Source organism: Rhodococcus sp. ABRD24, assembly GCF_004328705.1.
In the GTDB taxonomy this organism is placed as follows: Bacteria; Actinomycetota; Actinomycetes; order Mycobacteriales; family Mycobacteriaceae; genus Prescottella.
In genome coordinates, this window is record NZ_CP035319.1 from 3,292,675 (window position 1) to 3,318,247 (window position 25,573).

General features: G+C 67.5%; 26 protein-coding genes. 15 read left to right on the forward strand and 11 right to left on the reverse strand.

The features are described from left to right. Positions 1–81: 81 nt before the first annotated feature. The 4 genes from ERC79_RS14550 to ERC79_RS14565 form a co-directional block, all read right to left on the reverse strand. Positions 82–2,607 (reverse strand): LuxR C-terminal-related transcriptional regulator, encoded by a 2,526-nt coding sequence (locus tag ERC79_RS14550; RefSeq protein WP_131579157.1) that lies wholly within the window; start codon positions 2,605–2,607, stop codon positions 82–84. A 162-nt stretch (positions 2,608–2,769) separates the two neighbouring features. Further along, entirely contained in the window at positions 2,770–3,234 is a 465-nt protein-coding gene (locus ERC79_RS14555; RefSeq protein WP_242676892.1) for a flavin reductase family protein, read from the reverse strand. 204 nt (positions 3,235–3,438) lie between these two features. Next, positions 3,439–3,912, reverse strand: a complete 474-nt coding sequence (locus ERC79_RS14560) for a YbaK/EbsC family protein (protein ID WP_131579159.1) — start codon at positions 3,910–3,912, stop codon at positions 3,439–3,441. A gap of 15 nt (positions 3,913–3,927) precedes the next feature. Continuing rightward, the gene (locus tag ERC79_RS14565) at positions 3,928–4,929 is read right to left on the reverse strand and encodes a hypothetical protein (protein WP_242676893.1); all 1,002 of its coding nucleotides are present in this window, start codon (positions 4,927–4,929) and stop codon (positions 3,928–3,930) included. A 156-nt stretch (positions 4,930–5,085) separates the two neighbouring features. Here ERC79_RS14565 and ERC79_RS14570 point away from each other — a divergent pair, with 156 nt between their 5' ends. Beyond that, complete coding sequence (locus tag ERC79_RS14570) at positions 5,086–5,724, forward strand: TetR/AcrR family transcriptional regulator (RefSeq protein ID WP_242676894.1); 639 nt, start codon at positions 5,086–5,088, stop codon at positions 5,722–5,724. Positions 5,725–5,728: 4 nt separating this feature from the next. On the opposite strand, the gene ERC79_RS14575 is transcribed toward ERC79_RS14570, so the two are convergent. Beyond that, positions 5,729–6,295: a 2-oxo-4-hydroxy-4-carboxy-5-ureidoimidazoline decarboxylase gene (locus ERC79_RS14575; protein WP_242676573.1), complete on the reverse strand. Its 567-nt coding sequence runs from the start codon at positions 6,293–6,295 to the stop codon at positions 5,729–5,731. Between the two features lie 260 nt (positions 6,296–6,555). On the opposite strand from ERC79_RS14575, the gene ERC79_RS14580 reads away from it, so the two are divergent. From ERC79_RS14580 to ERC79_RS14590, 3 genes are read left to right on the forward strand one after another with little or no spacing between them, the layout of a single operon-like run. Continuing rightward, positions 6,556–6,993, forward strand: coding sequence for a carboxymuconolactone decarboxylase family protein (locus ERC79_RS14580; protein WP_131579161.1), 438 nt, complete (start codon positions 6,556–6,558; stop codon positions 6,991–6,993). 39 nt (positions 6,994–7,032) lie between these two features. Continuing rightward, the gene (locus ERC79_RS14585) at positions 7,033–7,863 is read left to right on the forward strand and encodes a crotonase/enoyl-CoA hydratase family protein (RefSeq protein WP_131579162.1); all 831 of its coding nucleotides are present in this window, start codon (positions 7,033–7,035) and stop codon (positions 7,861–7,863) included. Positions 7,864–7,899: 36 nt separating this feature from the next. Further along, positions 7,900–9,585 (forward strand): MDR family MFS transporter, encoded by a 1,686-nt coding sequence (locus ERC79_RS14590; RefSeq protein ID WP_131579163.1) that lies wholly within the window; start codon positions 7,900–7,902, stop codon positions 9,583–9,585. 4 nt (positions 9,586–9,589) lie between these two features. Here the strand turns inward: ERC79_RS14590 and ERC79_RS14595 are convergent, their stop codons facing one another. The 4 genes from ERC79_RS14595 to ERC79_RS23510 all read right to left on the reverse strand — a co-directional run bounded on the left by ERC79_RS14595 (position 9,590) and on the right by ERC79_RS23510 (position 12,838). Beyond that, positions 9,590–10,264 carry a TetR/AcrR family transcriptional regulator gene (locus tag ERC79_RS14595; protein WP_131579164.1) on the reverse strand — a complete coding sequence of 225 codons (675 nt, stop codon included), beginning with the start codon at positions 10,262–10,264 and terminating at the stop codon, positions 9,590–9,592. A 43-nt stretch (positions 10,265–10,307) separates the two neighbouring features. Then, entirely contained in the window at positions 10,308–10,721 is a 414-nt protein-coding gene (locus tag ERC79_RS14600; protein WP_131579165.1) for a hypothetical protein, read from the reverse strand. Further along, entirely contained in the window at positions 10,718–11,680 is a 963-nt protein-coding gene (locus tag ERC79_RS14605; RefSeq protein WP_165497218.1) for a carbon-nitrogen hydrolase family protein, read from the reverse strand. Before ERC79_RS14605 ends, ERC79_RS14600 begins: the two co-directional genes overlap by 4 nt. Positions 11,681–11,815: 135 nt before the next feature. After that, positions 11,816–12,838: a helix-turn-helix transcriptional regulator gene (locus ERC79_RS23510; RefSeq protein WP_242676574.1), complete on the reverse strand. Its 1,023-nt coding sequence runs from the start codon at positions 12,836–12,838 to the stop codon at positions 11,816–11,818. A gap of 137 nt (positions 12,839–12,975) precedes the next feature. Between ERC79_RS23510 and ERC79_RS14615 the strand changes: the two genes are divergently transcribed. Next, entirely contained in the window at positions 12,976–14,409 is a 1,434-nt protein-coding gene (locus ERC79_RS14615; RefSeq protein ID WP_131579167.1) for an amidase family protein, read from the forward strand. Between the two features lie 13 nt (positions 14,410–14,422). Here the strand turns inward: ERC79_RS14615 and lexA are convergent, their stop codons facing one another. Further along, positions 14,423–15,085 carry a transcriptional repressor LexA gene (lexA, locus tag ERC79_RS14620; RefSeq protein ID WP_131579168.1) on the reverse strand — a complete coding sequence of 221 codons (663 nt, stop codon included), beginning with the start codon at positions 15,083–15,085 and terminating at the stop codon, positions 14,423–14,425. A 110-nt stretch (positions 15,086–15,195) separates the two neighbouring features. Further along, a complete protein-coding gene (locus ERC79_RS14625) occupies positions 15,196–15,687 on the reverse strand; it encodes an inorganic diphosphatase (RefSeq protein ID WP_131579169.1) in 492 nt (163 codons plus the stop codon). Between the two features lie 165 nt (positions 15,688–15,852). Between ERC79_RS14625 and dacB the strand changes: the two genes are divergently transcribed. The 10 genes from dacB to ERC79_RS14675 all read left to right on the forward strand — a co-directional run bounded on the left by dacB (position 15,853) and on the right by ERC79_RS14675 (position 25,542). Then, positions 15,853–17,265 carry a D-alanyl-D-alanine carboxypeptidase/D-alanyl-D-alanine-endopeptidase gene (dacB, locus tag ERC79_RS14630; protein WP_131579170.1) on the forward strand — a complete coding sequence of 471 codons (1,413 nt, stop codon included), beginning with the start codon at positions 15,853–15,855 and terminating at the stop codon, positions 17,263–17,265. A gap of 13 nt (positions 17,266–17,278) precedes the next feature. Further along, a complete protein-coding gene (locus ERC79_RS14635) occupies positions 17,279–18,337 on the forward strand; it encodes a zinc-dependent metalloprotease (protein WP_131579171.1) in 1,059 nt (352 codons plus the stop codon). Further along, a complete protein-coding gene (tilS, locus tag ERC79_RS14640; RefSeq protein WP_242676575.1) occupies positions 18,334–19,314 on the forward strand; it encodes a tRNA lysidine(34) synthetase TilS in 981 nt (326 codons plus the stop codon). The genes ERC79_RS14635 and tilS overlap by 4 nt, the downstream gene beginning before the upstream one ends. Positions 19,315–19,326: 12 nt before the next feature. Beyond that, on the forward strand, positions 19,327–19,881 hold the full coding sequence (gene hpt / locus ERC79_RS14645) for a hypoxanthine phosphoribosyltransferase (protein WP_131579172.1): 555 nt from the start codon (positions 19,327–19,329) through the stop codon (positions 19,879–19,881). A 384-nt stretch (positions 19,882–20,265) separates the two neighbouring features. Further along, the gene (gene ftsH, locus ERC79_RS14650) at positions 20,266–22,602 is read left to right on the forward strand and encodes an ATP-dependent zinc metalloprotease FtsH (protein ID WP_131579173.1); all 2,337 of its coding nucleotides are present in this window, start codon (positions 20,266–20,268) and stop codon (positions 22,600–22,602) included. Positions 22,603–22,700: 98 nt separating this feature from the next. Beyond that, a complete protein-coding gene (gene folE / locus ERC79_RS14655; RefSeq protein ID WP_131579174.1) occupies positions 22,701–23,318 on the forward strand; it encodes a GTP cyclohydrolase I FolE in 618 nt (205 codons plus the stop codon). 32 nt (positions 23,319–23,350) lie between these two features. Continuing rightward, positions 23,351–24,172: a dihydropteroate synthase gene (folP, locus tag ERC79_RS14660; protein ID WP_131581164.1), complete on the forward strand. Its 822-nt coding sequence runs from the start codon at positions 23,351–23,353 to the stop codon at positions 24,170–24,172. After that, positions 24,165–24,566, forward strand: a complete 402-nt coding sequence (gene folB, locus ERC79_RS14665) for a dihydroneopterin aldolase (RefSeq protein WP_242676576.1) — start codon at positions 24,165–24,167, stop codon at positions 24,564–24,566. The genes folP and folB overlap by 8 nt, the downstream gene beginning before the upstream one ends. Further along, entirely contained in the window at positions 24,563–25,069 is a 507-nt protein-coding gene (folK, locus tag ERC79_RS14670; RefSeq protein WP_131579176.1) for a 2-amino-4-hydroxy-6-hydroxymethyldihydropteridine diphosphokinase, read from the forward strand. The genes folB and folK overlap by 4 nt, the downstream gene beginning before the upstream one ends. Positions 25,070–25,074: 5 nt before the next feature. Then, entirely contained in the window at positions 25,075–25,542 is a 468-nt protein-coding gene (locus ERC79_RS14675; RefSeq protein ID WP_131579177.1) for a DUF3180 domain-containing protein, read from the forward strand. The last annotated feature ends 31 nt before the right edge of the window (positions 25,543–25,573 follow it).

A 25,573-nucleotide genomic window follows, 5' to 3' on the forward strand; every position in this document is an offset into this window, starting at 1 on the left:
GGTGGCGTAGCCGCGCAGGGTTGGTGATCGTGCAGAGCGCTCGAAGGGCGACGGCGGCACCGGGTTCAGGCGGCACCGGGATCAGACAATGTCGAATCTGCGGGCGAAGGCGACAGCCTCCTCGCGTGAGTGCACTCCCAGTTTTCGGTACAGCGAGCGCATGTGCGACTTGATCGTATTGACGCTGACGAACTGCTTTTGCGCGATCGTGGCGGTCGTACCGCCTGCCATCAGTGCGGAGAGGACGACTCGTTCCTGCTTCGTCAGCCGGACATAGGGAACGACGGTCTCGAAGACGACGAACTGGGTCGTTATCAGATGGACGTCCACCGGCAGGTCGATGCCGAGGGTGGCAATGTCGTTGAGCATCGATGGCGCAATCGTGGTGAACGGCCGGAGCAGCCCGGTCTGGCGGGACAGGATGATCGCGCGGTTGAGGTGTCGTTGGGCGCCTGATTGATTACCGTTGGCGCGCGCGGCGGCGGCGCCGACGACGGCAAGTTCCATCGAATCGCGTGCCGTGCAGCGGGTGTCGGTCCGGTACTCGTCGACGATTGCTTCGGCAGCGGCGGGATTCGCGGTAAGGAGGCAGATCCTGGCCCGGGCGGCAGCGGTGAGCGGATGGGTGGACTGCGCGACCAGCTGCCTGGCCTGCTCGACCTGGCCGAGCGCCAGGTGCAGGTCGGCACGGACGACATCGAGGAGTGGACCGACTACGGCGCCGTCGCCGTGCAGCGTTGGATAGCGACTGAGGCGATGGTTGATCTGCCGTAAACCGTCGGCAGGCATCCCGGTGAGCAAGGCGTGCTGTCCATGTGCGTACAGAACCAAGCCCCAGTATTCCTCGTTGTCGGCGGGTGGGCCGAGATCGGTGAGCACCTCGAGTGCCGAATCCGGTTCGATCCGGTCCAGCGCGATCAGGGCAGTCGCGACCATGCCTGCGGTCCGCACCAGTCGCTCGCTGTCCTCGGGTAGCCGGGGGTGTCGATGTTCTTCGTCGATCCACTTCTGAGCGTCGATGCAGCCGCCGCGCATAGCGTAGGCCAAGGCGAGCTTGCCAGCGGCGTCTCGCTCGACGAACATGCCGGCCCCCGCGTAGTGCGCGCGCCGGAACATCACGACCGCGTCATCGGAGCGGTTGACGAGTTGGTAGGTGATTCCGATGTGCAGGTAGAGGAAGGCATAGGCGTGCCGTCTGTGGTCCTCGAGTTCGTCGAACACCGGCACGGGCGCCGCGGCGAGGGAATCACACAGTTCGGCCGCCTCCATGAAGTGACCCTCGATACGCAGCGCCATAACGCGCATCATCACTTCGGCAGGGCTTGAGGTTTCGTCGGATGCAGCTTTGGATTCGGGAGCCACGACCGGGACATCCCGCGGCGCCGCGAACTGCCGATGGAGGCGGCGGATGGCCACGATCGTCGGGTGGTCTCGGGCGATCTCTTCAGGAATGCGTTCGATCAGGGCGTCGTCGAGGGTGTCGAGAAAACCTCCGCTGTACAGCGAGGTCCAGTGCTCGCCGATGATGTCCAAGACCTGCCGCCAGTCCTCGGACTCGAACGCGTGTGTCAGCGCACGGTGGGGCTCCCCGCGGTCGAGCCAATGCCGGACCAGAGCGGCCCGAAAGTTCTGCAACTCGCCGGGATGGTGCTCGCCTGCCAGTCGGAGCAGCGACTCCCGGACGGCCTCGGGATACAGCCACACCTGACCACCCGGGCTCGGTTTCAGTTCGACGAGTCCGGCGGCTTCGATCGCATCCAAGAATGCTGCGCCGTCGATAGGGCCGGGAAGTGCACTCATGGACGCTGCTGTCGCGGGATCAGCCGCTGCTGACAGCGTGACGAGCAGACGAACCGGCGCCAACACGGGATCGTCGGACACGGTGCGGGCGATCAATTGGTCGACTGCGGCATCGATGAGGTCATCCTGCCGGCCGGTGCGTCCGTCGGTCCCCGTATCGACTGCGGATTTCGCTACTCGGACTGCCTCGATCAGGGCCGGCAACCCGCCGGTCCGACGCGTGATCGCCCGCGCCGACCGCAGATCCTGTGGTACCGAGGACAGCTGGAAGTATGCGGACGTTTCGCTGGTGGTGAAGGCCAAGTCGGTAGGTGTGAGCACTGTCCGACGAGGACGCTCCTCGACGAGTTCGTACCAGGATCCCATCACCCGGGTCGTGACAATGATCCGTAGCGCGAGGCTCAGTGCGAGGAGTTCACGTACCCGGTGCTCGGCCGCCGTGACTGCGTGGACACCATCGAGGATGAGCGTGACCGGCCCGTCCAGAGTTGCCAGGCAATCGCGCAGCGCCTCGATCGGTGACGATTCGCCGACCTCCCAAGCGCCGGCGACGCGGGCGGACACAGTGATGTGCGTGGACACAGCGGAGAGCACGTGCGACCAGTACTCACGCTCGGTAATACCCGATGCGGGTGCGGCGACAAAGACCGGGACGGAATCGGGAACTGGGTCAGTTGCCAGCCAGGTCCGTACCAGCGTCGACTTTCCCGAGAACCGTGAGCCGTGGATGACCACCAACGACGCCGAGTCCGACAAAGCAGAGAACAACCTGTTTCGGAACAGACCCAGTGTCTGCGCCTTGGACACGGCATCCCTCTCTCACCTGCGCGGTCCATGGCCGCACGGGCTTTTCCACAGCGGAGCACCAGAGCTACTGACTAGACATTCAGGGAAGACTAACAGTGAAGTTGATCTTGTTTCCTTCTCGACAAGGCGGCCTTCGCGCACTTGCGGATCAGGAGGTCCGTCCTAGTCGAGCGGCGTCGCGCGATGGTAGCGACCCTCGTGATAGAGCAGCGGGGCCGCCGCCGCCTCGCCGTCGTTCTCATTGTGAATGCGGGTGATCAGGCCGATCACGAGCACGTGATCGCCTGCCGGGATGAGCTGATGCACCGTGGTGCGCATCCAGATCGGGGTGCCGTGCAGCACCGGCTCGCCGGTCTCGAGGCGAGCCCACAGGGATTCGTCGCTGAAGCGCTCGTCGGCGCTGCGGGAGAATCGCTGCGACAGGTGCTGCTGGTGCTCACCGAGCAGGTGTACGACGATCGAGCCCGCGGCCTGCAGCGCTGCAATGCTCGACGAGTTCAGTGCGATATTGAACGAGATCAGCGGCGGATTCATCGACAGCGACGCGAAGGACGTGGCAGTGAATCCGACCGGTCCGGACTCCGAGTCGAGGGTGACGATCGTGACGCCGGCCGGGTGGCGTCGCATCGCGGCCTTGTACTCGTCGTTGCCGATGCCCACCTGTTCGGCGGGGACTACGGTGAGGTCGGGCACGTTCTCGACAGGGTGTGACAAGGCATTCTCCGATTCAGGCCTGGTGGGTTGCCGTCACTATAAGGCGACGCTCATCGGCGAACCAGGCTCACGTTCGCTGAGCGGACCAACCGGCCATCCAGGGCATGTGGCTCGGGCTCAGTCCATTTCGACAGCGAGCCCGGCAGTGACGCGCAACAGTTCCCGGAATGTGGTGCGAAACACCGTGTCTGGATGCCCGGCGGCCGCCCACAATTCTGGGAACTCGGCGAGGGCGGTGTCGAGGTATGTCGGTAGGTTGGTGGGGTGTCCGAGTGGGGCGATTCCGCCGATCGGCTGGCCGGTTACCTCCCGGGCGATGTCGAGCGGAGCCCGGACGAGAGTGCCCTGCAATCGCCCGCCCGCCGCAGCCAGGTTCACCTCGTGTGCGCCCGAGACGAGTAACAGCACCGGCTCGTCGTCGAGCAGGAATACCAGCGACTTGACGATGGCGCCCGGTTGGACACCGAGGGTCTCGGCCGCGGTCTCGGCACTGTGTGTCGGCGCGGGCTGGGTGACGATGACGCCGTGGTGTCCGCGCGCGATCAGTGTGTCGGCGACGTGCGCCGCATGGGGATGCAGCAGCCGGGGCATGGATTCAGCGTAGGACTAACTCGTCGCGTGGGCAGGCGTATGTGAGGTCGATCTGGCAGCGCGACGAGTTCGCCGCGCAGTGAACCCCAGCAGCATTCCCGTGCCGAGCGCGGCATACAGCGCAAGCGCGAGTGCCGGTTGGCCGAGTCCGACGTTGCCGAAGTAGACGATGCTGCGGACGCCCTCGGTGCCCGCGCCTGGCGTGATCCATCGTCCGATGGCCGCGTAGAAGCTGGGGATCACGTTTGCGCCGAACGCGCCGCCCGCGCTGGGATTGCCCAGCACGACGAACACGGCGATCGCGAGTGGCACCGCGAGGATGCCGACGGCGGCCCGCAGTCCCAGCGTGAACACCGCCGTTCCGAACACCACTCCGGCGCCGAGCAGCCACAGCGGAAACCAGTGTCCGGCAAAAGTTCCCAGCACATGTGTCGTGATCAGCGCGCCGAACGCTCCGGAGATCACCGAATAGCCGAACAGGACTGCGAGTTGAGTCCACGCCTGCCGCATCGTCGCCGGGGCACCGAGGATCAGGCCGATCGCGGCGGCCAGCAGGTAGCCGCCGACGACCCAGCCGATCGCCAGGTAGAAGCCCGAGAGTCCGCGGTTGTCGTGCGAGCCGACGGGGATCTCGTCGCGCACCACGATCTGCCGGTCCTGATCCGCAGTTACCCGGTCGAAAATCGACTCGAGCGCCGACGCGATCGAACTTCCGCCCGCGCTCGCGGTGATCAGCGTGTCCGTTCCGCTCGGCTCGATCACATAGGCGCCCTGGATCTCCCGGGTGCGCAACAGCTGTCGCACCTGGGAGGTGTCGGCGGCGGTGCGGGCGTCGACGGGGTGACCGTCGAGGGCGTTGAGGTTGTCGACCGACTGTGCGGCGACGCCGTCCGGGATGCCGGGGGCGGCGACGACCGCGATCGCGATGTCGCGCGGCGTCGGCTGATGGAACGCGGCGACGTAGCTGAGGATGAAGCCGAGTTGCAGGGCGAGGACGCCGACGATGAGCGCAGCCATGACCTTGGCGCGGCCGAATCGCTCGACGGGGCGGGGGTGGTGGGGGGGGGGGGAGCTGCCGACGGTGGTCGGCGGGGTGGCGGTCGATGCGGTCACGGGCGTCCTCGAAGTCTGAATGCGGTCTTGTCAATACCGTGGGTATTGAATACCGTAGGTATCGTGACTGGTAGTCGTCAAACCGAGGTCTTCGTGAGCGGGCGACCGGCACGTGACGTGGTCCGCGGGCGCCTCCTCGAGGCTGCTGCCGACGAGTTTGCTGAACGGGGGTTCGCGGCCGCGCGGCTCGCGGAGATCGCCCGGCGGGCCGGATTCACCAAGGGCGCGGTGTACTCGAACTTCGACTCCAAGCAGGACCTGTTTGCCGAGCTGTTCGCGCAGCGCTCGCTCGACTTGGCGGGACGCGTGCTCGCCGAAATCTCGGGGCTGGACCCCGCCGACGCGGTAGGGCGGGGCGGAGCGGCTGTTGCATCGGCGTTGATCGCTGACCCCGGATGGTCCCTGCTGGTCCTGGAATTCGGTGTGCAGGCCGGCCGCGACCCGAGGATCAAGCAGGCCTATCTTCGTGAACGCCGCTATCTGCGGGGCAAACTCGTCGATCTCATCGGTGACCGGGCCCGCGAGTGGGGCGTCGACCTCGACGTCCGCACCATCGCGATCTCGCTGATGGCGCTCATCTCAGGGCTGGTGCTCGAGCACTCCGTCGACCCCGAGGAAGTGGATCAGTGTGCAATGGGTGCCGCGGTGACCGCGTTGTTCGCGGGCGCAGTCGCGCAGGCCGGGCGAGTAGTTCGATAGCTGGTCAATAGTCGGGGAATCCACCTTCCGGTCCGAGCATGCGCTCGAGCCGGGTGCGGGTGATCTTCCCGAGTTCGGCAGTGCGGATGTCGCGCTCGGCGTCGAGGTCGTTGCGCATCCGGGCGGTGAGGTCGGCAAGAAGTGAGCGGCCGTCGCGACCGTCGGCGCACCACACGTAACGGAACCCGAACCGCTCCTCGTATGCAGCGCCGGCTTCGTCGAGCGTGCGCATAGCCGCTTCGTCGTCCATCCACACGGCGCACTGCTCCCGGTACGACCGCGCGCTGCCAGCGCGGGCGCCGATTCGAGGATGCCCTTGTAGGGCCTGCTCGATCTGAGGTTCCGGCAGCATGCGCAGTTCATTCTCTGCGTGGGTCAGCAGGTCCGCGTGGGTTGCGTACGCGCGGCCGTCGGCCAGATGGGCAGACCACGGAAGGCAGCTGCAGCACTCGAACAGGGCGTGCACCGCACGTTCGCGGGGCAATTCGTTGAACCGGTCCAGGCCGATTCCCTGGTGCATGAGCATGCGCAACCTCTCGACGTCGCTGCCGCGTGCGGGCAGTTCGATCATGCGTCCGGCGCAGCGCAGTACGGGTTCGGGCGGTGACGATTTTGCGCACATTTAACGCGTCCGCGGACCCAGCACGCTTCGAAGATCGCGGTGTGCGGAGAAGCTCAGGAGCATGGCTATGAGATCGTGTACCCATTCACCAGGGAACCGTGGGGGGTGCGCAGATTCTCTGTCCGCGCGCCGGACGGGAATGTCCTGAACACCGTGCGGGCGGCACTGCGAATGATGCCGCCGGGTTCGTGAGAATCGAAGGAGCGCGTATGAGTCCCGTGAACCTCGGCAAGCAGCATCCGGAGGTGTACAAACAGCTGATCGCCCTCAACGGGCAGGCCGACGCCGCCGTCGAGGCGTCGGGCCTGGGACCTCTGGTCGGTGATCTGGTCAAGATCAGGATCTCGCAGCTCAACGGCTGCGCATTCTGTCTGCGCTTGCACACCCGCGACGCGCTCGCGAAGGGCGAGACGAGCGATCGGGTGGCGGTGCTCGCGGCGTGGTGGGAGTCGCAGTACTTCACGCCACAGGAGCAGGCGGCCCTCGGCCTGGCGGAGCAGGTGACCCGGCTGTCGGTACCGGAGTCGCGGACGTGGGACGACGGATCGCTCACCGACGAGCAGGTGTCGGCGGTCAGTTGGCTCGCGATAGTGATGAACGCGTGGAACCGCGTCGCGATCAGCAGCCAGTATCCCGTCGCACCCTGACCAGATGTGCATGGTGGAGTCAAAGGTTACTCTTCGGTAATGACGGAAAAGCAGAGTTGGAAGGCGTTCACAGTCGAACGCAAGGATCATGTCGCCCAGGTCACCCTGATTGGCCCCGGCAAGGGAAATGCGATGGGCCCCGACTTCTGGGAGGAACTGCCCGGGGTCTTCGCCGAACTCGATGCCGACCCCGAGGTGCGTGCTGTCGTGCTTGCCGGGTCCGGTAAGCACTTCTCGTTCGGGCTCGACCTGCCCGCAATGAGCGGCGGATTCGGATCCGTCCTGGCCGATAAGGCGCAGGCCGGTCCCCGAACCGACTTCCACAATCTCATCAAGCGTATGCAGGCCGGAGTCAACGCCGTCGCGGACTGCCGCAAGCCCGTCGTCGCCGCGATCCAAGGCTGGTGCATCGGCGGAGGCGTGGACCTGATCGCGGCGGCCGACATCCGATACGCAAGTGCCGACGCGAAGTTCAGCATCCGTGAGGTGAAGGTTGCTATCGTCGCCGACATGGGCAGTTTCGCCCGCCTGCCGGCGATCATCGGTGACGGGCATCTGCGTGAACTCGCGCTCACCGGCAAGGACATCGATGCCGCCCGCGCCGAGAAGATCGGACTGGTCAACGACGTGTTCGAAGACGCTGACGCGGTGCTGGCCGCGGCGCATGCGACCGCTGCGGACATCGCGGCCAACCCGCCGCTGGTGGTGCACGGCATCAAGGACGTGCTCGACCACGGCCGTTCCGCGGCGGTGGACGACAGCCTTCGTTACGTTGCCGCGTGGAATGCTGCCTTCCTGCCGTCAGAGGACCTCACCGAGGCGATTGCAGCGGTATTCCAGAAGCGTTCGCCCGAGTTCAAGGGGCGCTGACCACTGCAGGTGTGACAGCGACGGTGAGGACAAGGCATGGCAGAGGACCCGCGACACAGCGCCGGATCGACTGCCGAGCCCGCCCTCGCCCCCGAGCAGCAGGCCACCTTCACACATCGTCAGATTCTGGCGATCCTCAGTGGTCTGCTGCTCGGGATGTTCCTGGCGGCGCTCGACCAGACGGTCGTCACCACCGCGATGCGCACTATCGCCGACGACCTCAACGGGTACGCGTTACAGGCATGGGTGACCACCGCCTACCTCATCACCGCGACGCTTGTCACTCCGCTGTACGGAAAGCTCTCCGACATCCATGGCCGCAAGCCGTTCTTCATGGCCGCGATCGTGCTGTTCGTGCTCGGGTCGGTGCTGTGTACCTTCGCGCAGTCGATGTACGCGCTGGCCGTGTTCCGTGCGATCCAGGGGCTCGGTGCCGGCGGCCTGTTCTCGCTGGCGCTGGCGATCGTCGGTGACATCGTCCCGCCGCGTGAACGCGCCAAGTACCAGGGCTACTTCCTGGCGGTCTTCGGCACGTCGAGCGTGCTCGGCCCGGTGATCGGTGGCCTGCTGTCCGGTCAGGAGTCGATTCTCGGGATCGCCGGGTGGCGCTGGGTGTTCCTGGTCAACGTGCCGATCGGGCTGCTCGCGCTCGCGGTCGTGTGGCGGGTCCTGCACCTGCCGCCCGTGCACCGCGTGATGCGGATCGACTGGTGGGGCGCGCTGGTTCTCGCGATCGGGCTCGTGCCGCTGTTGGTGGTGGCCGAGCAGGGTCGTGAATGGGGGTGGGGCAGCCCGAAGTCGTTGATCTGCTACGGGATCGGCGTCGTCGGCGTCCTCGGCTTCGTCGCCGTCGAATACGTCATGCGCGATGCGGCGCTCTTCCCGCTGCATTTCTTCCGCGGGCAGACGTTCGCCCTCGGCGTGCTCATCAGCTTCCTCGTCGGCGCGGTGATGTTCGGCGCGATCACCGTCATCCCGCAGTTCCTGCAGGTCGTCAAGGGATCGAGTCCGACGCTGGCCGGGTTTCAGATGCTGCCGGCGGTACTCGGTATCGCGGTGGGATCGATCCTGTCCGGCCAGTTGATTGCCAGAACCGGCCGATATCGCATCTTCACGATCCTCGGCGCAGTGCTGATCGCCGTCGCGGCACTGCTGCTTCACTCGGTGACCGCGCAGACCGCTCTGCCGGTGTTCATGGCGTACATCTTCGTGCTGGGCTTGGGCCTCGGTAATCTGCTGCAACCATTGACTCTGGCGATCCAGAACGCCCTGCCGCCCAGGGACATGGGTGTCTCCACCGCCGCCGCGACGTTCTTCCGCCAGATCGGCGGAACGATGGGCGTCGCGCTGTTCCTGTCGATTCTGTTTGCGCAATTGACGCCGGCGATCACGACGCAGCTGCAGGAAGCCGCTCGCACGCCGGAGTTCCAGCAGGCCGTCGCGGCCGGCGTCAACAGCCCGAACCCGGTGGAGGCGGAGATCGCGCGGGGACTGATGAGCGGCAACCCGGCTGCCGCACAGGCCGCGATGAACGACACGTCGTTCCTCGACCAACTGAACCCGACACTCGCGGCGCCGTTCAAGGACGGCTTCGCGACCGCGTTCGAGGCGGTGTACCCGCCGATCGTCGTCCTTGCCATCGCGGCGCTGGTTCTGATTCTGATCTGGCGCGAGGTTCCTTTGCGCACCAAATCCGGCATCGACGACGCCGGATCCGGCTGAAGGATCAGCTGGAGTGCTCGGGATCCGTCTCGGGCACGCGCAGCGCCGCTTCCATCAGTGACTGGCCCAGGGTCAGAGCCCGCCGCACCTCGTCGGGGGTCAAGCGCAGCCGGTCCGGGCGGAAGCCGAGCGCGGTCACGCCGTTCCACGCGCCCCACAGGAACCGCATCGCGTCCTCGGTCGGCACTGCGCGGACGGTGCCGTCGGCCACCGCCTCGGCCAGGTCCCGTTCGACGGTGGAGACCAGCGCCTCCACCCGGGCGGCCACGCGGGCCTCGACGTCGGCCATCGACGGGTCGGTCTGCGGGTCGAGCACCCGGAGCGCCACCATGCGGAAGTACTCCGGGTGCTCGAGGGCGAATCGCATGTAGGCCTGCCCCGCCTCCAGCACCCGCTCGAGCGGTGGCAGCGACCGATCAACCGCCGTCATGGCCTCGGTGTTGACGGCCAATGCCTCGTCGATGACTGCGAGGTACAAGCCTTCCTTGGACTGGAAGTGGAAGTACACCGCCCCGGGCGATACGCCCGCCGCCGCCGCGATGTCGTCGATGGTGGCCTTCTGCACGCCGCGCTCGTTGAACAGTCCCAATGCCGAGGCGATGATCGTCCGGCGGGTCCGCGCGCGTCGCCGGTCGGGCCGCCGCGCTCTCGGGCCGGAGTCGTCGGCAGCGGATGTCATGCGATGTCAGTCCTGGCTCGGTGGGCGCGGATCGCCCGCGATGCTAGGCGCCACGGTATCGCAAGTATGCGGTCCGGGCGATGCCGCAGAAACCGATCGACGTGGCGACGAATGAAGCCGCGACCGGTGCGGCGTAGATTGGCCGGTCCTCGAGGTCGGGGCGAAAGGCCAACGGCAGGAAAGCGAATGCATTCGTCCACGCGCCCACCGCGAGGGCCGCGGTGGTGAGCCGTGGTGCGTCGGGTACGGCGATCCCGCAGATTGCGGTGAACCCGCCGAGCATCGCCAGATCCAGATGCCACTGCCGGATTCGGTGCGGCGCGCGGACACCGAGTCCGCGCAGGCTCTTCGGGTCCCGTTTGACCGCGGTGTACACCCAGCCGGACAGGGCGCCCGCCGCGAGTTCGGTGAGCCCGCTGACCACGAGTGCCGACGGCGCCGCGGGGCGGCGGCTCACGCGGGTGCCCCGACCCGGTCCAGCGGTGCCGGCGCGAGCGGACGCTGACCGCCGGAGCGCCGATACTCCCTTCGGCCGTAGGGATTCTGGTAAGCCCAAGCCAGGGCGGGGACAACGCCGCGGCGCTGGAGCCAGAACCGATCGGGCAGCGGCCGCGGATCGGTGCGGCCCAGCCGGACATCGGCGATCGCGAACCCGGGGCCCTCCTCGCGTCGGCGCAGCGCGAGAACGGTGCCGTCGGCTGCGGTGACGGAGGCCCCACCCTCATAGTGGCCGCCGTAGGTGACCCCGGCCAGCGGCATCGGGCACTGCACCGGACCGGCGTGCGCGGCGTGCACCGTGGGAGCGCCGCAGTAGGCGGCCAGCACCGAGGCGGCCTCGACTGCGCGGGCATTGTTGCGTCGTTCCAGCCATCGGGTGAGCTGGCGCGGCGGCCACGGCGGGATGCTCCACCATCCGGAGCCGGCGAGGATCAGGTCCACCCTCCCGGCCAGCCGGGAGGCGGTCTGCGTACGCAGCAGCTCCCAGCACATCGCCAGACCGACCGTCACATCGGCGGTCTCGACCCGGCCGGGGTCGCCGCCGCCGATGTACAGCGCGTTCTCCCACATCGTCGGCAGGTCCTTGTCGTGCCGGCCGAGTACCTCGCCGTCGGGGCCGACCAGGAAGAAGGCGTTGCGGACGTGGCCGTCGCTGTCGCGCACCAGCGTCGACCCGCCGACGTGCACGCCATGCTCTCGTGCCAGCTCGCGCAGCAGTCTGGTCGGTGCCCCGTCCGGACCCGGTGCGTTCTGCGCCAGGTCAGGCCGGTTCGCCACCCCGGTGGAGAAGAACTCCGGCAGCACCACCCAACTCGCGCCCTCGCGCACCGCCCGGCCGGCGAGATCGGCGCACATCGCCAGATTCGCGTCGATGTTGCCGACCTCCGCTTCGATCTGCAATGCGGCCACTCTCGTCAGTTCCGTCATTCCGCCACTCCCGTCACCAAGTTCTGAACGTAACTACAAAACTGAACGGTACTTCAGAACTTTGGCATTGTCTGCGTTCTCGGAGGCGATATCGGGCCGCTCGTTCCTGGATCGAGAGGACGAGATCTATCTGCAATCCGTCGATACGCGGGACCGGTTGTGGAATCGAACTGGCTCCGCCGCGCACCGCAGGGCATCGAAGCTGTCGAGGTCGTGCTCGAATGCGGCACGGGCCAGCGCCGTTCGATTGGGCACTTCGATCTTGGTCAAAGCCGACTCGATGTGGCTGCGCGCAGTTCGGACCGAAATGCCCAGCGCCTCGGAAATCTGCTCGTTCGACCAGCCCCGGGCTACCAGGCCGACGACGTCGAGCTCACGGGCGGTGAGACCGCCGCGAACCTCGGCGCGGCCGATACGGACCAATGCGGCGCCCGACCTGGCGACGACGCGTACGCGCCACCACTGCCCGTCCGCTCCGCGCTGATGGAAGCCGGCTCGAACGGCGCCGTCGGCCACGAGGCGAGCCAATCGACACAGAGCCGTCGTCGACAGCGCGGCGCCGTCCAGCGTTCCGACCCGGACGTCAACCGAATCTCCCTTTACCCAGGCGACGAGTTCGGCCGGGGAGTCGTCGGCCTCTGCACCCGGATCGATCAGGCCGGCAAGCTCGCTCGACAGCAGTGTCAGCGCCAGGCGCGCGTCATCGTCGAGTGGCCGGGCATGCGTCGAGCTCATCGCGACGAAGCCTGGGCGCACCGCGCCACCGGGGTCGACAGCCAACGGCAGCGTCAGACCTTCATGAAAACCGTTCGGTTGCAAGACTTCTTGATACGTGCGCGTCGAATGAAAATCGAAGGGAAGATCGATGAACCTCATTGCAGAGGGGTGTCTGAGGACGTAATCGTGACCGGGGCAGCTGCGCGCATAGGTCGTGGCAAGGAACTCGACGACATCACGCGGGTAGTCGATGTTGACGAGCACCGGCTGTCCACGATCGCCACCGTCGAATCCGCTTCCGACGAGGGCGGCGCAGTCGAAACCCAACCCGTCGCGTGCAGTGCGGATGGGAACTTCGACCGGCGCGTCACCGCGCCCAGCGGCGCGCACTTCGGCTGCAAACCGGGTCCACCATTGCATGCTGTTTGCCACGTCACCTCCCGAATTGGCCGAAGCCTACCCGCGGCATCGGCAATTCGGCCGATGTGGGCTACGCCACAGTCGGGCACCATCGCCGTCGAGCCACACCGAGTCGGGTGGCTTCACCACCACATGGAGGAGAATCATCCGTGAACATCGATGAGTACGCAGCCCTCGACGCGACCGGCATGGCCGAAGTGATCGCCTCGGGCGAGGTGACCGCCGACGAGGTTGCAGCTATCGCCACGAAGGCGCTCGCCGACGTCGACGCACAGCTCAATGCCGTGGCGACGGGACCGTTCGACAAACCCCTCGACTACGCGGAAGACGGTCGATTCGCCGGTGTGCCGTTCGTGATCAAGGATCTGGTGTGTCATGCCGAGGGTGTGCCGACGCGGATGGGTACCCGCATGCTGGGGGACGGAGTCCGCCCGCCCGCCGACACCCATCTGATGGAACGCTTCCGTGCCGCCGGTCTCGCAACGCTCGCGGTCTCCACGACACCCGAGTTCGGATTCAACGCCAATACCGAAGCCCTCGCCTACGGCTCCACGCGGAATCCGTGGAACCTCGGCTACAGCGCGGGAGGATCGAGCGGTGGCTCGGCCGCACTTGTCGCAGCTGGTGCGATTCCGGTCGCCCACGCGAATGACGGCGGCGGCTCCATTCGCATTCCGGCCGCCTGTAATGGACTGATCGGCCTCAAGCCCAGTCGTGGTCGAGTGCCGCTGGGGCCCGACCTGGGTGATGCGTTGAGCGGGTTCGCGATGGAATTCGCGGTGACGCGCTCGGTCCGCGACACTGCCGCGCTACTCGACGAGGTGGCGGTGAGCTACCCCGGTGACCGCTTCGTCATCGCACCGCCCAGCCGCCCATGGGCTGACGAAGTCGGTGCCGATCCGGGCCGGCTGCGCATCGCCGTCCATACCGAATCGTGGGCGGGAACGTACGTCGACCCCGAGGTAGCCGCCGCCGTCGACTCGGTGGCTGCCACCCTCGAAGCCGCGGGTCATCACGTCGATCGCAATACGCCGATCTTCGACTGGCAGCAGCTACTCGAGGCTCACGTCGTGATCTGGTCGGCATTCCTGGCCGAGTCGGTCGCCGGCGTCGAGGCCATGACCGGCATTCTCGCCGGCCCGGACAATCTCGAACGAACCACGTGGGAGTGTGTCCGATACGGCCGTCGGGTCACTGCGGTGGAACTCGGCATGGCCAACGCGACGATCAATGCGGTGTCGCGTGAGGTGGGCCGGTTCTTCACCGAGTACGACGTGCTGCTGACCCCGACCGCCAACTCGCCGTCGGTCCCGTTGGGTCAGCTGAATGCGAACGCCGATCTGACGGCCGCGGAGTGGACCCAGCAGATTTTCGATACCTGTTCGTTCACACCGTTGTTCAATGCGACAGGCACCCCCGCGATCAGTCTGCCGCTCGCGCAGTCGACCCAGGGCTTGCCGATCGGTGTCCAGCTGGCCGGACCCATGTGCTCGGAGTCGATGCTGCTGCGCGTAGCGGCAGAGCTCGAGAAGGCCCTGCCGTGGGCCGATCGGCGCCCGGGCGTCCACGTGACGACGCTGTGACGCGTGCCGGGTCTCAGATCCGGCGCATCACCGATACCACCTTGCCCAGGACGACGGCGTCGTCACCGTCGATGACCTGGTACGCGGGGTTGCGGGGCTCGAGAAATACGTGGCCGCCGCGTCGCCGCAACACCTTCACGGTGGCCTCACCGTCGATCATCGCGGCGACGATCTCGCCGGAATGCGCCTCGTCCTGGCGGCGCACCACGACGATGTCGCCGTCGCAGATCGCGGCGTCGACCATCGACTCGCCGCGCACTCGCAGCGCGAACACGGTGCCGGAGCCGACCAGCTCACGCGGCAGGGCCAGCATCTCGTCGGTGTGCTCCTCGGCGAGGATCGGTGCGCCGGCGGCGATGTCGCCGACTACGGGGACGGTCACCGTGTTCTCCGATGAACGCCCCGGGGCGGACCCGGCGAGGAACGGGCGCACGTCCAGCTGCCGTGCCATCGACGAGCCGCGGCGGAGAAAACCCTGCTGTTCCAGGCTCTTGAGATGCTTCGACACCGAGGATGTCGAACGCAGGCCGACTGCGTCCGCGATCTCGCGGGTACTCGGCGGACATCCGTTGGAGGCCACACAATCCCGGATCGTCAGCAGAATCAGTTGCTGGCGGGGCGGCAGGGTGGAGGCGTCGAGGCCGCCGAACATGTCGAGATCGTCGTAACCGGTCACCCGGCGAATCGTAGTGGGGGAGGCCGACGGCCCCGGAAACAGCAGAAATAGCAGAAACAGTGAAGGGGTGGGACCGCGAGCGCGGTCCCACCCCTTCACTGGCCAACAGATCAGTGTCCGCCGTTGGCCTTCAAACGCTCGAAGGCTTCCCCGATGACCTTGTCCGCCTCGGCGCGACCGACCCAGTCGGCGCCCGTGACGTGCTTGTTCGGCTCGAGATCCTTGTAGTGCACGAAGAAGTGCTTGATCGCGTCCAGTTCGAACTGCGGGACGTCGGCCAGATCCTGGATGTGATCCCAGCGCGGATCGCCCGCGGGCACGCACAGCACCTTGTCGTCGCCGCCGGCCTCGTCGACCATCTTGAACATGCCGACCGGGCGCGCCTCGACGATGACACCGGGGAACACGGACTCGGGCAGCAGCACCATCGCGTCCAGCGGATCGCCGTCCTCACCGAGGGTGTTCTCGATGTAGCCGTAGTCGGCCGGATAGCCGAAGGAGGTGTAGAGGTAGCGGTCCAGCTTGACGCGGCCGGTCTCGTGATCGACCTCGTACTTGTTGCGCTGGCCCTTGGGGATTTCGATGGTGACGTCGAACTCCACGTATTTTCCTCACTGTCTGCGTCTGCGACTGCCGTCTGGGTAGACGGTTCGGGAAAAGGGTAGCCGGTCGGAGATAGTGTGTGGTGCAGGTGCCGGGCTCGTCGACAGCCGCAGTGCGCAGCGATCTGGGCGGTTCGATGTGTCAGCCGGACGATAATCGGAGGGATGTTGGCGGGCGACGGAAAGAAGAAGATCGGCACGTTGGCCGGGCGTCGGCGTCGAAACGTCCGGATCCTGATGTCGCTCGCCGCCGTCGCCGTACTCGCGGCCGGGGGCACGACCCTCGTGCTCACCCAGCGCGGTACGGCAACCGCCGCGCAGGAAGCTCCCGCTACCTCCGCGCAGCCGGCGCCTGTTACGGCAACCCCGCAGGTGGTGCCGTTGTCCGGGAACGCCCCCATGCCGTCGCCGCAGGCATTGTCGGCGGCACTGGCTCCGGTGGTGGCGAACCCGGCACTCGGAGTGTTCACCGGATCAGTCGCCGATGCTCAGACCGGCACCGTGTTGTGGAGCCAGAATCCGGACACCCCCATGACGCCGGCATCCACAACCAAGATCCTCACGGCAACCGCGGCAATGCTTGCGCTGCCGCAGGACCACCGCGTTGCGACGCGGGTGGTCCAGGGTTCGCGCCCCGGCGAACTGGTGCTGATCGGCGAGGGCGATCCGACGCTGACCGCGCAGCCCGCGGGCGAACCCAGCTACTACGCGGGTTCGCCGCGCATCGCGGACCTGGTGGAACAGATCCGCCGCGCCGACGTCCCGGTCGACAGCATCGTCGTCGACACCGGCGCCTACGCCGGCCCGACAATGGCGCAGGGCTGGTTCCCCGCCGACGTCGCGGCCGGATACATCGCGCCCACCGAGCCCGTCATGATCGACGGCGCCCGCATCAAACCCTTCGAGGACGAGTCGCCGCGCAGCTCGACGCCTGCGCTCGACGCCGGCCGGGTGCTGGCCCAGACGCTCGGGGTGGATCCCGCGCGGGTGAGCCTGGGCCAGGCAGAATCCGGCGCCGCGCCCGTTGCGAGTGTGCTGTCGGCGCCGCTACGGGACCGGCTCGGGCAGATGATCCGCGGTTCCGACAACGTGCTCGCAGAGGCGATAGCCCGCGAGATCGCCGTCGCAAAGAACGCCGAACCGTCGTTCGCGGGTGCCACTGCGGCCATTGGGCAGACGCTCTACGAGACGGGATTCGGCCTCGACGGGCTGACGCTGCACGACGGCAGCGGGCTGTCGGTGGACAACCGGATCCCGGCGCGGTTGCTCACCGAGGCGCTGACAGCCGCGGCGGGCGACGCCAAGCCGCAACTGCGTCCGATGCTCGACTATCTGCCCGTTGCCGGCGCCACCGGCACGTTGTCGGGCCGGTATGCGTCCGGCGATCGCGCGGGAGCCGGTTGGGTGCGGGCCAAGACGGGCACACTGTCGGTAGCGAGCGCGCTCACCGGCTACGTCGTCGACGTCGATGGCCGGGTCCTGACGTTCACACTGATGTCAAACGATCGCCCGCCCGAGGCCAGCCGCCCGGCGCTCGACGCCGTCGCATCCACGCTGCGGTTGTGCGGGTGCAGATGAGTGAGGCGATGAGATGAGCAAGCCGGAGCCGGAGAGCGGGTTCGCGGGTGCGGTGGACTGGGGTCTCGCCGCGCGAACGGGTGCACGGCTGGCTCCGGGCGGGCCCTCCACGTCCCGCTACACCGCGGAGGCGGTGGTGACCGAGCTCGCCGATGCCGCCGTCCGCGCCGAGGGACCGGTCCGAGAGGTGACCGGGCTCCTGGACGGCTTGCCGGTCCCGCCCGCGCAGATCCTCGACCGGGCCGGCTGGATCCGTGCTGCCGCCCACTCGATGGCCCAGCTCACCGGATCCGACGTCGATGCCGCACAACCCAAACTGCTCGCGGGCAAGCCCGGCGGCGTCCAGGCCGGGGCGATGCTCGCGTTCCTGTCCTCGGCGATCCTCGGCCAGTACGATCCGTTCACCGGTCCGCACGGCACCCTGCTACTGGTGGCTCCGAACGTGCTGTCGGTCGAGCGCACACTCGGGGTGCGGCCCAGTGACTTCCGCCTGTGGGTGTGCCTGCACGAGGTCACCCATCGCGTCCAGTTCTCGTCCGCGCCGTGGATCGCCGACTACATGCGGCAGTCCGTCGCGACGCTCGGGGAGTCCTCGGATGAGCCGCTGACGGAGTTCGTCGCCCGCCTCTCCGGAGCCCTGCGGGAACGCGGCCGAGGCGACGAGTTGCCTGCAGGCCAGCGCGGCGTCGTGGGCCTGCTGCGCGCCACGCAGGCCGAGCCGCAGCGACAGGCATTGGACCGGATGCTGATGCTCGGCACCGTTCTGGAAGGTCATGCCGACCACGTCATGGATGCCGTCGGTCCGTCCGTCGTCCCGTCCGTGGCGAGTATCCGTACCGCGTTCGACGCCCGGCGCGGGCGCCGGACCAACCCGGTGCAGCGAGTCGTGCGCGCCCTGCTCGGTATGGATGCCAAGATCGCGCAGTACGTGCGCGGCAAGATCTTCGTCGACGCCGTCGTCGGCCGCGTCGGGATGGAGCAGTTCAACGCGATCTGGTCGGAACCCGACGCCCTGCCGACCACCACGGAGATCGATGTCCCCGAGGCGTGGATCGCTCGGGTGCTGGGGTGACGGTACCCACAGTGCTGCCGGAGAAACCCGCGATCCTGGAAGTACGGCACGCGGTGCGCGCCTGGCTGGGTCGGCACGCGCCCACGGGCGCGGTCGCCGTCGCACTCTCCGGTGGAGCGGATTCGCTGGCACTGACCGCGGCCGCCGTCGCGGAGTCTCCGGCGGTGCGGGCCCTGGTCGTCGACCACCGGCTGCAGTCTGGATCCAGTGCGGTCGCCGGTGCAGCCGCGGCCCGGGCGCTCGATCTCGGCTGCGTTTCGGCGGAGGTCCTGGCGGTCAGCGTCACCGGGCCGGGCGGCCTCGAGGCTGCCGCGCGGGCCGCGCGGTATGCCGCGCTCGACGCCGGTCGTGACGACCGGCCGGTGTTGCTGGGGCACACTCTCGACGACCAGGCCGAGACGGTGTTGCTGGGTCTCGCCCGCGGCTCGGGCGGCCGGTCGATTCGTGGGATGAGCGACCATGACGCTCCGTGGGGGCGCCCGCTCCTGGGGGTGCGCCGGTCGGTGACTCGGCAGGCGTGCGCCGAACTGGGTCTCGAAACGTACGAGGACCCACACAATTCCGATCCCCGATTCACCCGGGTGCGGCTGCGGACCGAGGTGCTGCCGCTGCTCGAGGATGTCCTCGGCGGGGGCGTGGCGGCCGCGTTGGCACGCACCGCCGAGCAGCTCCGCGAGGATGGCGAAGTGCTCGACGCCTCGGCCGAGCAGGTGCTGGGTGCCGCGCTGGACGGAAATGAACTGCAAGTTGCGGAGCTGACGGCCGTCCCGGTCGCGCTGCGCCGCCGGGCATTGCGTACGTGGCTGCTGGGACAGGGCGCGAAGGCGTTGACGGACAAGCAATTGCGGGCCGTGGACGAGCTGATCGGGCGCTGGCGGGGACAGGGTGGCGTCGCGGTGGGTGGAGGTCGGCCGGGAGTCAGGTTGGTTGCATCCCGGCGGCGTGGCAGGCTGTCGGCGGGGTTCGTGAACGACTGAAGGGAATGCTCCGTGTACGAGGGCGACATCGCATCGGTACTGATCTCCGAGGAGCAGATCAGGGAGCGGACGGTCGAGCTGGCCGACGCCGTCGCTGCCCGTTACCCGGCGGACGCGCCCGAGGGTGACCTGCTGCTGGTCGGTGTCCTCAAGGGCGCCATCTTCTTCATGACCGACTTCGCGCGGGCCCTGCGGATCCCCACACAGATGGAGTTCATGGCCGTCAGCTCGTACGGCTCGTCCACGTCTTCCTCCGGTGTCGTGCGGATCCTCAAGGACCTCGACAAGGACATCGCCGGCCGCCACGTGCTGATCGTCGAGGACATCATCGACTCCGGTCTGACGCTGTCGTGGCTGATGCGCAATCTCAAGACCCGCAATCCCGCATCGCTCGAGGTCGTCACGCTGCTGCGCAAGCCTGAGGCCTGCAAGGTCGACATCGAGGTCGCGCACGTCGGTTTCGACATCCCCAATGAGTTCGTCGTCGGCTACGGCCTCGATTACGCCGAGCGCTACCGCGACCTGCCCTATATCGGCACCCTCGACCCCACGGTGTACGGCGGGTAGCTCCCGCGGCACCACCGGTCGGTAGGGCCTTGTCCAGGCCTGCGACGTCGTGTTCACCCAGCCCGTGCACAGCCGCCGAACTCGAGTGGGTGCTGGGGCTGGCGGCGTCGCGCACTCATGTGAGTTTCGGCACGTATCGTCGTCGGGTGGGCGTTTTCGGGGCGGTCGGGAACCGGGGTGGCGTCCGCGTGCGTTGAGCTGGATGACGCCACTTCTCGGAGTGGATGGCTGCTACCAGGCGTCGAGCATCATCGTTCGCGGTAATCTGAGGTGTCCGGGCAGCCGGAATGTCAACTTGTCCGGCGCGCCGGACCGCCCAGCCCCGCACCTGCACGAGCGTGACTCGCACTACCGAAAGGACCGGCCGCAGCAGGCCGAACCTGTATGAATCGCAAGACTGTGTTCCGCAACCTGGCGATAGTCGCTGGAATTCTGCTGGTGATCTACGCCTTCAGCTACTTCGGTAACGACACGCGCGGGTTCAAGTCTGTCGACACCTCGGTGGCGATCACGCAGCTCGACTCCAAGAATGTCGAGAGGGCGCAGATCGACGACCGCGAGCAGCAGGTTCGGCTGTGGCTCAAGAATGGCGACGCCACCGACGGCAAGACGCAGGTCATCGCCAAGTACCCGAATGCCGCCTCCGAACAGATCTTCGACAAGGTCTCCGGTGCCGGTCTGCAGGAGTTCAACACGAACGTGAGCAAGGAGAGCTGGCTGACGTCGATCCTGCTGTTCGTGCTGCCGATGGTGATCCTGCTCGGCATCTTCTTCTTCGTGATGAACCGCATGCAGGGCGGTGGCCGTGGCGGCATGATGGGCTTCGGCAAGTCGACCGCCAAGCAGCTGTCGAAGGACATGCCCAAGACGACGTTCGCGGATGTCGCCGGCGCTGACGAGGCGGTCGAGGAGCTCTACGAGATCAAGGACTTCCTGCAGAACCCGGCGCGTTACCAGGCGCTGGGCGCGAAGATCCCCAAGGGCGTGCTCCTCTACGGTCCTCCCGGTACCGGCAAGACTCTGCTGGCGCGCGCCGTCGCGGGCGAGGCCGGAGTGCCGTTCTTCACGATCTCGGGTTCGGATTTCGTGGAGATGTTCGTCGGTGTCGGTGCCTCGCGCGTGCGCGACCTGTTCGAGCAGGCCAAGCAGAACAGCCCCTGCATCATCTTCGTCGACGAGATCGACGCGGTCGGCCGCCAGCGTGGCGCCGGACTGGGCGGTGGTCACGACGAGCGCGAGCAGACCCTCAACCAGTTGCTGGTCGAGATGGACGGCTTCGGCGATCGCACCGGGATCATCCTGATCGCCGCGACCAACCGCCCCGACATCCTCGATCCGGCGCTGCTGCGTCCGGGCCGTTTCGACCGTCAGATTCCGGTCGGCGCCCCCGACCTGGCTGGCCGCCGAGCGATCCTCAAGGTCCACTCCCAGGGCAAGCCGATTGCGCAGGATGCGGACCTGGAGGGTCTTGCCAAGCGGACCGTCGGCATGTCGGGTGCGGATTTGGCGAATGTCATCAACGAGGCCGCGCTGCTCACCGCGCGCGAGAACGGCACGGTGATCACCGAGGCGGCGCTCGAGGAGTCCGTCGACCGCGTCATCGGTGGCCCGCGCCGCAAGAGCCGGATCATTTCCGAGCACGAGAAGAAGATCACCGCGTACCACGAGGGCGGCCACACCCTGGCCGCGTGGGCGATGCCGGACATCGAACCGATCTACAAGGTCACCATCCTGGCTCGTGGCAGGACCGGTGGACATGCGATGACCGTGCCCGAGGACGACAAGGGCCTGATGACGCGATCGGAGATGATCGCACGCCTGGTGATGGCGATGGGCGGACGTGCCGCCGAGGAACTCGTGTTCCACGAGCCCACAACCGGTGCGTCGTCCGATATCGACCAGGCCACCAAGATTGCCCGGGCGATGGTGACCGAATACGGCATGAGCGCCAAGCTGGGCGCGGTCCGCTACGGCCAGGAGCAGGGCGATCCGTTCCTGGGCCGTTCGATGGGCATGCAGTCGGACTACTCGCATGAGGTCGCCCGCGAGATCGACGAGGAGGTGCGCAACCTGATCGAGGCCGCACACACCGAGGCGTGGTCGATCCTCAACGAGTACCGCGACATTCTCGACATCCTGGCCCGCGAGCTGCTCGAGCGGGAGACGCTCACGCGCAAGGATCTCGAGAAGATCTTCACGAGCGTCGAGAAGCGTCCGCGGATCACCGCGTTCAACGTCTTCGGGGAGCGCGTCCCGTCGGACAAGCCGCCGATCAAGACGCCACGCGAGCTAGCCGTCGAGCGCGGCGAGTCGTGGCCGCCGGCCGAGCCGACCGTTGCGCAGCCGGTGTTCGCCAAGCGTGAGACGACCCCGGTGCCGCCGGCCAACGGCCGCACCGTCGCCGATCCGGCCCTGGGCCGGATCGCACCCCCGGCACCCCCGGTCGCCGCCACGCCTCCGGAACCCGGACCCGGGCACACGACGATGCCGGACTATGGGGCTCCCGCCGGCTGGTCGGCTCCGGGCTGGCCGCCGAAGGAGGTGCCGGAGAACCGCAACCGGCCGCAGGCGCAGGGTGGCTGGCAGCCGTATCCGCAATGGGATCCACCGCAGCAGCGGCCCCCCGGATATGACGAGCGGCGTCCGGGCGATCAGGGTACCGAACGGTCTGACGACGACACGCGGACGCAGGCCTGGGAGGGGCCGAGCGGCCCGCAGTAGTCGGCTCGCAACTAGGCTTGGCCCTGGCTCACCCCTACCGGTGTGGGTCAGGGCATGTGGGTCAGGGCATTGAGCCCCGATACTGGAGGTGCGGTCGGTTGTCGGTGAATCAGCTGGGAAGTGAGCCGGTCGCGCTCATGACCGGAAGGCCTTTCGATCAGGCGCGTGCCGAGGCCGCCGTGCGCGAACTGCTGATTGCGGTCGGTGAGGACCCTGATCGGCCGGGTCTCCTCGATACCCCAGCCCGTGTGGCACGCGCGTATCGTGAGGTCTTCGCCGGCCTCTACACCGACCCGGACGCGGTCCTGAACACGACGTTCGACGAGGGACATCAGGAGCTCGTGCTCGTGCGCGATATCCCCATGTACTCGACCTGTGAGCACCACCTGGTCTCGTTCCACGGCGTCGCGCACGTCGGCTACATCCCCGGCACGACAGGCCGAGTGACCGGCTTGTCGAAGCTGGCGCGGCTGGTCGATCTGTACGCCAAGCGCCCGCAGGTGCAGGAGCGGCTCACGAGCCAGATCGCCGACGCCATGATGCGCAAGCTCGATCCGCGCGGCGTGATCGTCGTGGTGGAGGCCGAGCATCTGTGCATGGCGATGCGCGGCATCCGCAAGCCCGGCGCGAGCACCACGACATCGGCCGTACGAGGACTATTCCAATCGAACTCGGCTTCGCGGGCCGAGGCGCTGGATCTGATTCTGCGCAAGTGATCGCTTTGCCGAATCCAGGCCGCCCCGTCGTGATGGGCGTCCTGAATGTGACCGCCGATTCTTTTTCGGACGGTGGTCGATTTCTCGATCGTGACGCGGCCATTGCGCACGGTGTACACCTGCACCGCCTCGGCGTCGACATCGTCGATGTCGGTGGCGAGTCCACGCGGCCGGGCGCTGCCCGCGTAGATCCTGTGGTGGAAGCGACCCGCGTCGCACCGGTCATCGCAGATCTGGTCGGGGCGGGCGTAACCGTCAGCGTGGACACCATGCGCGCGTCGGTGGCGGCGGCGGCGATCGAGGCCGGGGCCACCGTGATCAACGATGTCTCGGGTGGTCGCGCGGACGCCGATATGGCGCGGGTCGTCGCCGATGCGGGCGTGCCGTGGATCCTGATGCACTGGCGTCCCGCGGGGGAGTTCGTCCACGCAGGTGGTTCGGCGCACTACGACGACGTGGTCCGTGAGGTCCGCGACGAGTTGCTCTTTCAGGTGGACGCGGCTGTGGCGGCTGGGGTCGATCCGAAGACCATCGCGCTCGACCCGGGTCTGGGCTTCGTGAAAGCTCCGGACCACAACTGGCAGCTGCTGCACCGGCTCCCGGAACTGGTCGAGCTCGGTTTCCCTGTGCTGATCGGGGCCTCCCGCAAGCGTTTCCTCGGATCGCTACTGGCCGATACCGATGGCACGGTGCGTCCTCCCGCCGGCCGTGAGGTCGCGACCGCGGTGATCTCGGCTCTTGCGGTGTCCCACGGTGTGTGGGGGGTACGGGTTCACGATGCGCAGGCTTCACTCGACGCGATCGCGGTCGCGGGAGCGTGGACACGCGGCAGGCAGGAGATGGCGAGTGAGTGATGGCAGTGATGTCTCGGGCGATCGCATCGAATTGCGGGGCCTGAAGGTCCGGGGAAACCACGGGGTCTTCGAGCACGAGAAGCGAGACGGTCAGGACTTCCTCGTCGACGTGACGCTCTGGATGGATCTGGCGCCGGCCGCGGCATCGGACGATCTGGCGGACACTTTCGACTACGGCGATCTCGCACAGCGCGCGGCCGCGATCGTCGGCGGCCCGGCCCGGGACCTCATCGAGACCGTGGCCGCAGAGATCGCGGACGACATCATGCAGGACGCCCGCGTGCAGCGCGTGGAGGTGGTCCTGCACAAGCCGGCCGCGCCGATACCGTTGACCTTCGCCGACGTTGCGGTGGTTGCGGGCCGCGTGCGGGCTGCAGCCGGAGGTTCCCGGTGACTCGGGCCGTGCTGTCCATCGGATCCAACATCGGGGACAGCCTGGCCCACCTGCAGAGCGTCGTCGACGGGCTGCAAGGTCACGTTGTCGCGGTGTCCCCGGTGTACTCGACGGCGCCGTGGGGAGGGGTGGAGCAGCAGGACTTCCTGAACGCGATCGTGATCGTCGACGACCCGGACATCGACGGCCTGGGGTGGCTTCGGCGCGGCCAGCAACTGGAGGCCGAGGCCGATCGGGTCCGTGAACAGCGCTGGGGGCCTCGCACACTGGATGTGGACGTCGTCACGTGTGATGGGATCCGCTGCGACGGTCCCGAGTTGACGCTGCCGCATCCGCGGGCTCACGAGCGGGCCTTCGTCCTGGTTCCGTGGCTGGCTGTCGAACCGGATGCGACGCTCGTTGTCGATGGTGCCGAGATGCGCGTGGACGGACTGCTGTCCGGCCTCGACGCGGCCGAGCGAGACGGTGTTCAGCGGACTGCGCTGCGACTGGAACTACGGTAGCTGCGATGAAGCCGACGCGGATCTGGGACCTGTTGTCACTGGCGCTGCTTGCCGCGGTCGCGACGTGGTTGCTGGTGCGTGTGTCGTATGGCTCGTTGCCGCCGATTCCGATCTATGCCGGTGCGTCGCTCTACCCGGTCGCTCTGATCGAGACCGCGCTCGCGTTCGTGATCCGCGCGCGAGTGCGTGACCATGCGATCGGGCCGGGCCCGCGTCAGCTGCATCCCATTACCGCCGCGAGGGCGGCGGCGCTTGCCAAGGCGTCGGCACTCGTCGGCGCGGCGAGTGCCGGGGTGTGGACGGGCTTCCTCGTTTTCCTGTGGCCCCAGCGTTCGGCGCTGCGCGCGGCCGTCTCGGACAGTCCGGGCGTGATCGTCGGTCTGGTGGCGGCCGTGCTGCTGGTGGTGGCCGCGTTGTGGCTGGAACATTGCTGCCGCACGCCTGACCAACCGCCGGACGAACCCGCGCACTGACCGGCCGCCCCGGTAACGGGACCGGAATCAC

Bases quoted from the DNA above. Each gene is read 5' to 3' on its own strand.
- ERC79_RS14555 (WP_242676892.1), bottom strand. From the start codon at position 3,234: ATGCGACGCCACCCGGCCGGCGTCACGATCGTCACCCTCGACTCGGAG.
- ERC79_RS14560 (WP_131579159.1), bottom strand. From the start codon at position 3,912: ATGCCCCGGCTGCTGCATCCCCATGCGGCGCACGTCGCCGACACACTG.
- ERC79_RS14565 (WP_242676893.1), bottom strand. From the start codon at position 4,929: ATGGCTGCGCTCATCGTCGGCGTCCTCGCCCTGCAACTCGGCTTCATC.
- ERC79_RS14575 (WP_242676573.1), bottom strand. From the start codon at position 6,295: ATGATCGAACTGCCCGCACGCGGCAGCGACGTCGAGAGGTTGCGCATG.
- ERC79_RS14580 (WP_131579161.1), top strand. From the start codon at position 6,556: ATGAGTCCCGTGAACCTCGGCAAGCAGCATCCGGAGGTGTACAAACAG.
- ERC79_RS14585 (WP_131579162.1), top strand. From the start codon at position 7,033: ATGACGGAAAAGCAGAGTTGGAAGGCGTTCACAGTCGAACGCAAGGAT.
- ERC79_RS14590 (WP_131579163.1), top strand. From the start codon at position 7,900: ATGGCAGAGGACCCGCGACACAGCGCCGGATCGACTGCCGAGCCCGCC.
- ERC79_RS14595 (WP_131579164.1), bottom strand. From the start codon at position 10,264: ATGACATCCGCTGCCGACGACTCCGGCCCGAGAGCGCGGCGGCCCGAC.
- dacB (WP_131579170.1), top strand. From the start codon at position 15,853: ATGTTGGCGGGCGACGGAAAGAAGAAGATCGGCACGTTGGCCGGGCGT.
- ERC79_RS14635 (WP_131579171.1), top strand. From the start codon at position 17,279: ATGAGCAAGCCGGAGCCGGAGAGCGGGTTCGCGGGTGCGGTGGACTGG.
- ftsH (WP_131579173.1), top strand. From the start codon at position 20,266: ATGAATCGCAAGACTGTGTTCCGCAACCTGGCGATAGTCGCTGGAATT.
- folP (WP_131581164.1), top strand. From the start codon at position 23,351: ATGGGCGTCCTGAATGTGACCGCCGATTCTTTTTCGGACGGTGGTCGA.
- ERC79_RS14675 (WP_131579177.1), top strand. From the start codon at position 25,075: ATGAAGCCGACGCGGATCTGGGACCTGTTGTCACTGGCGCTGCTTGCC.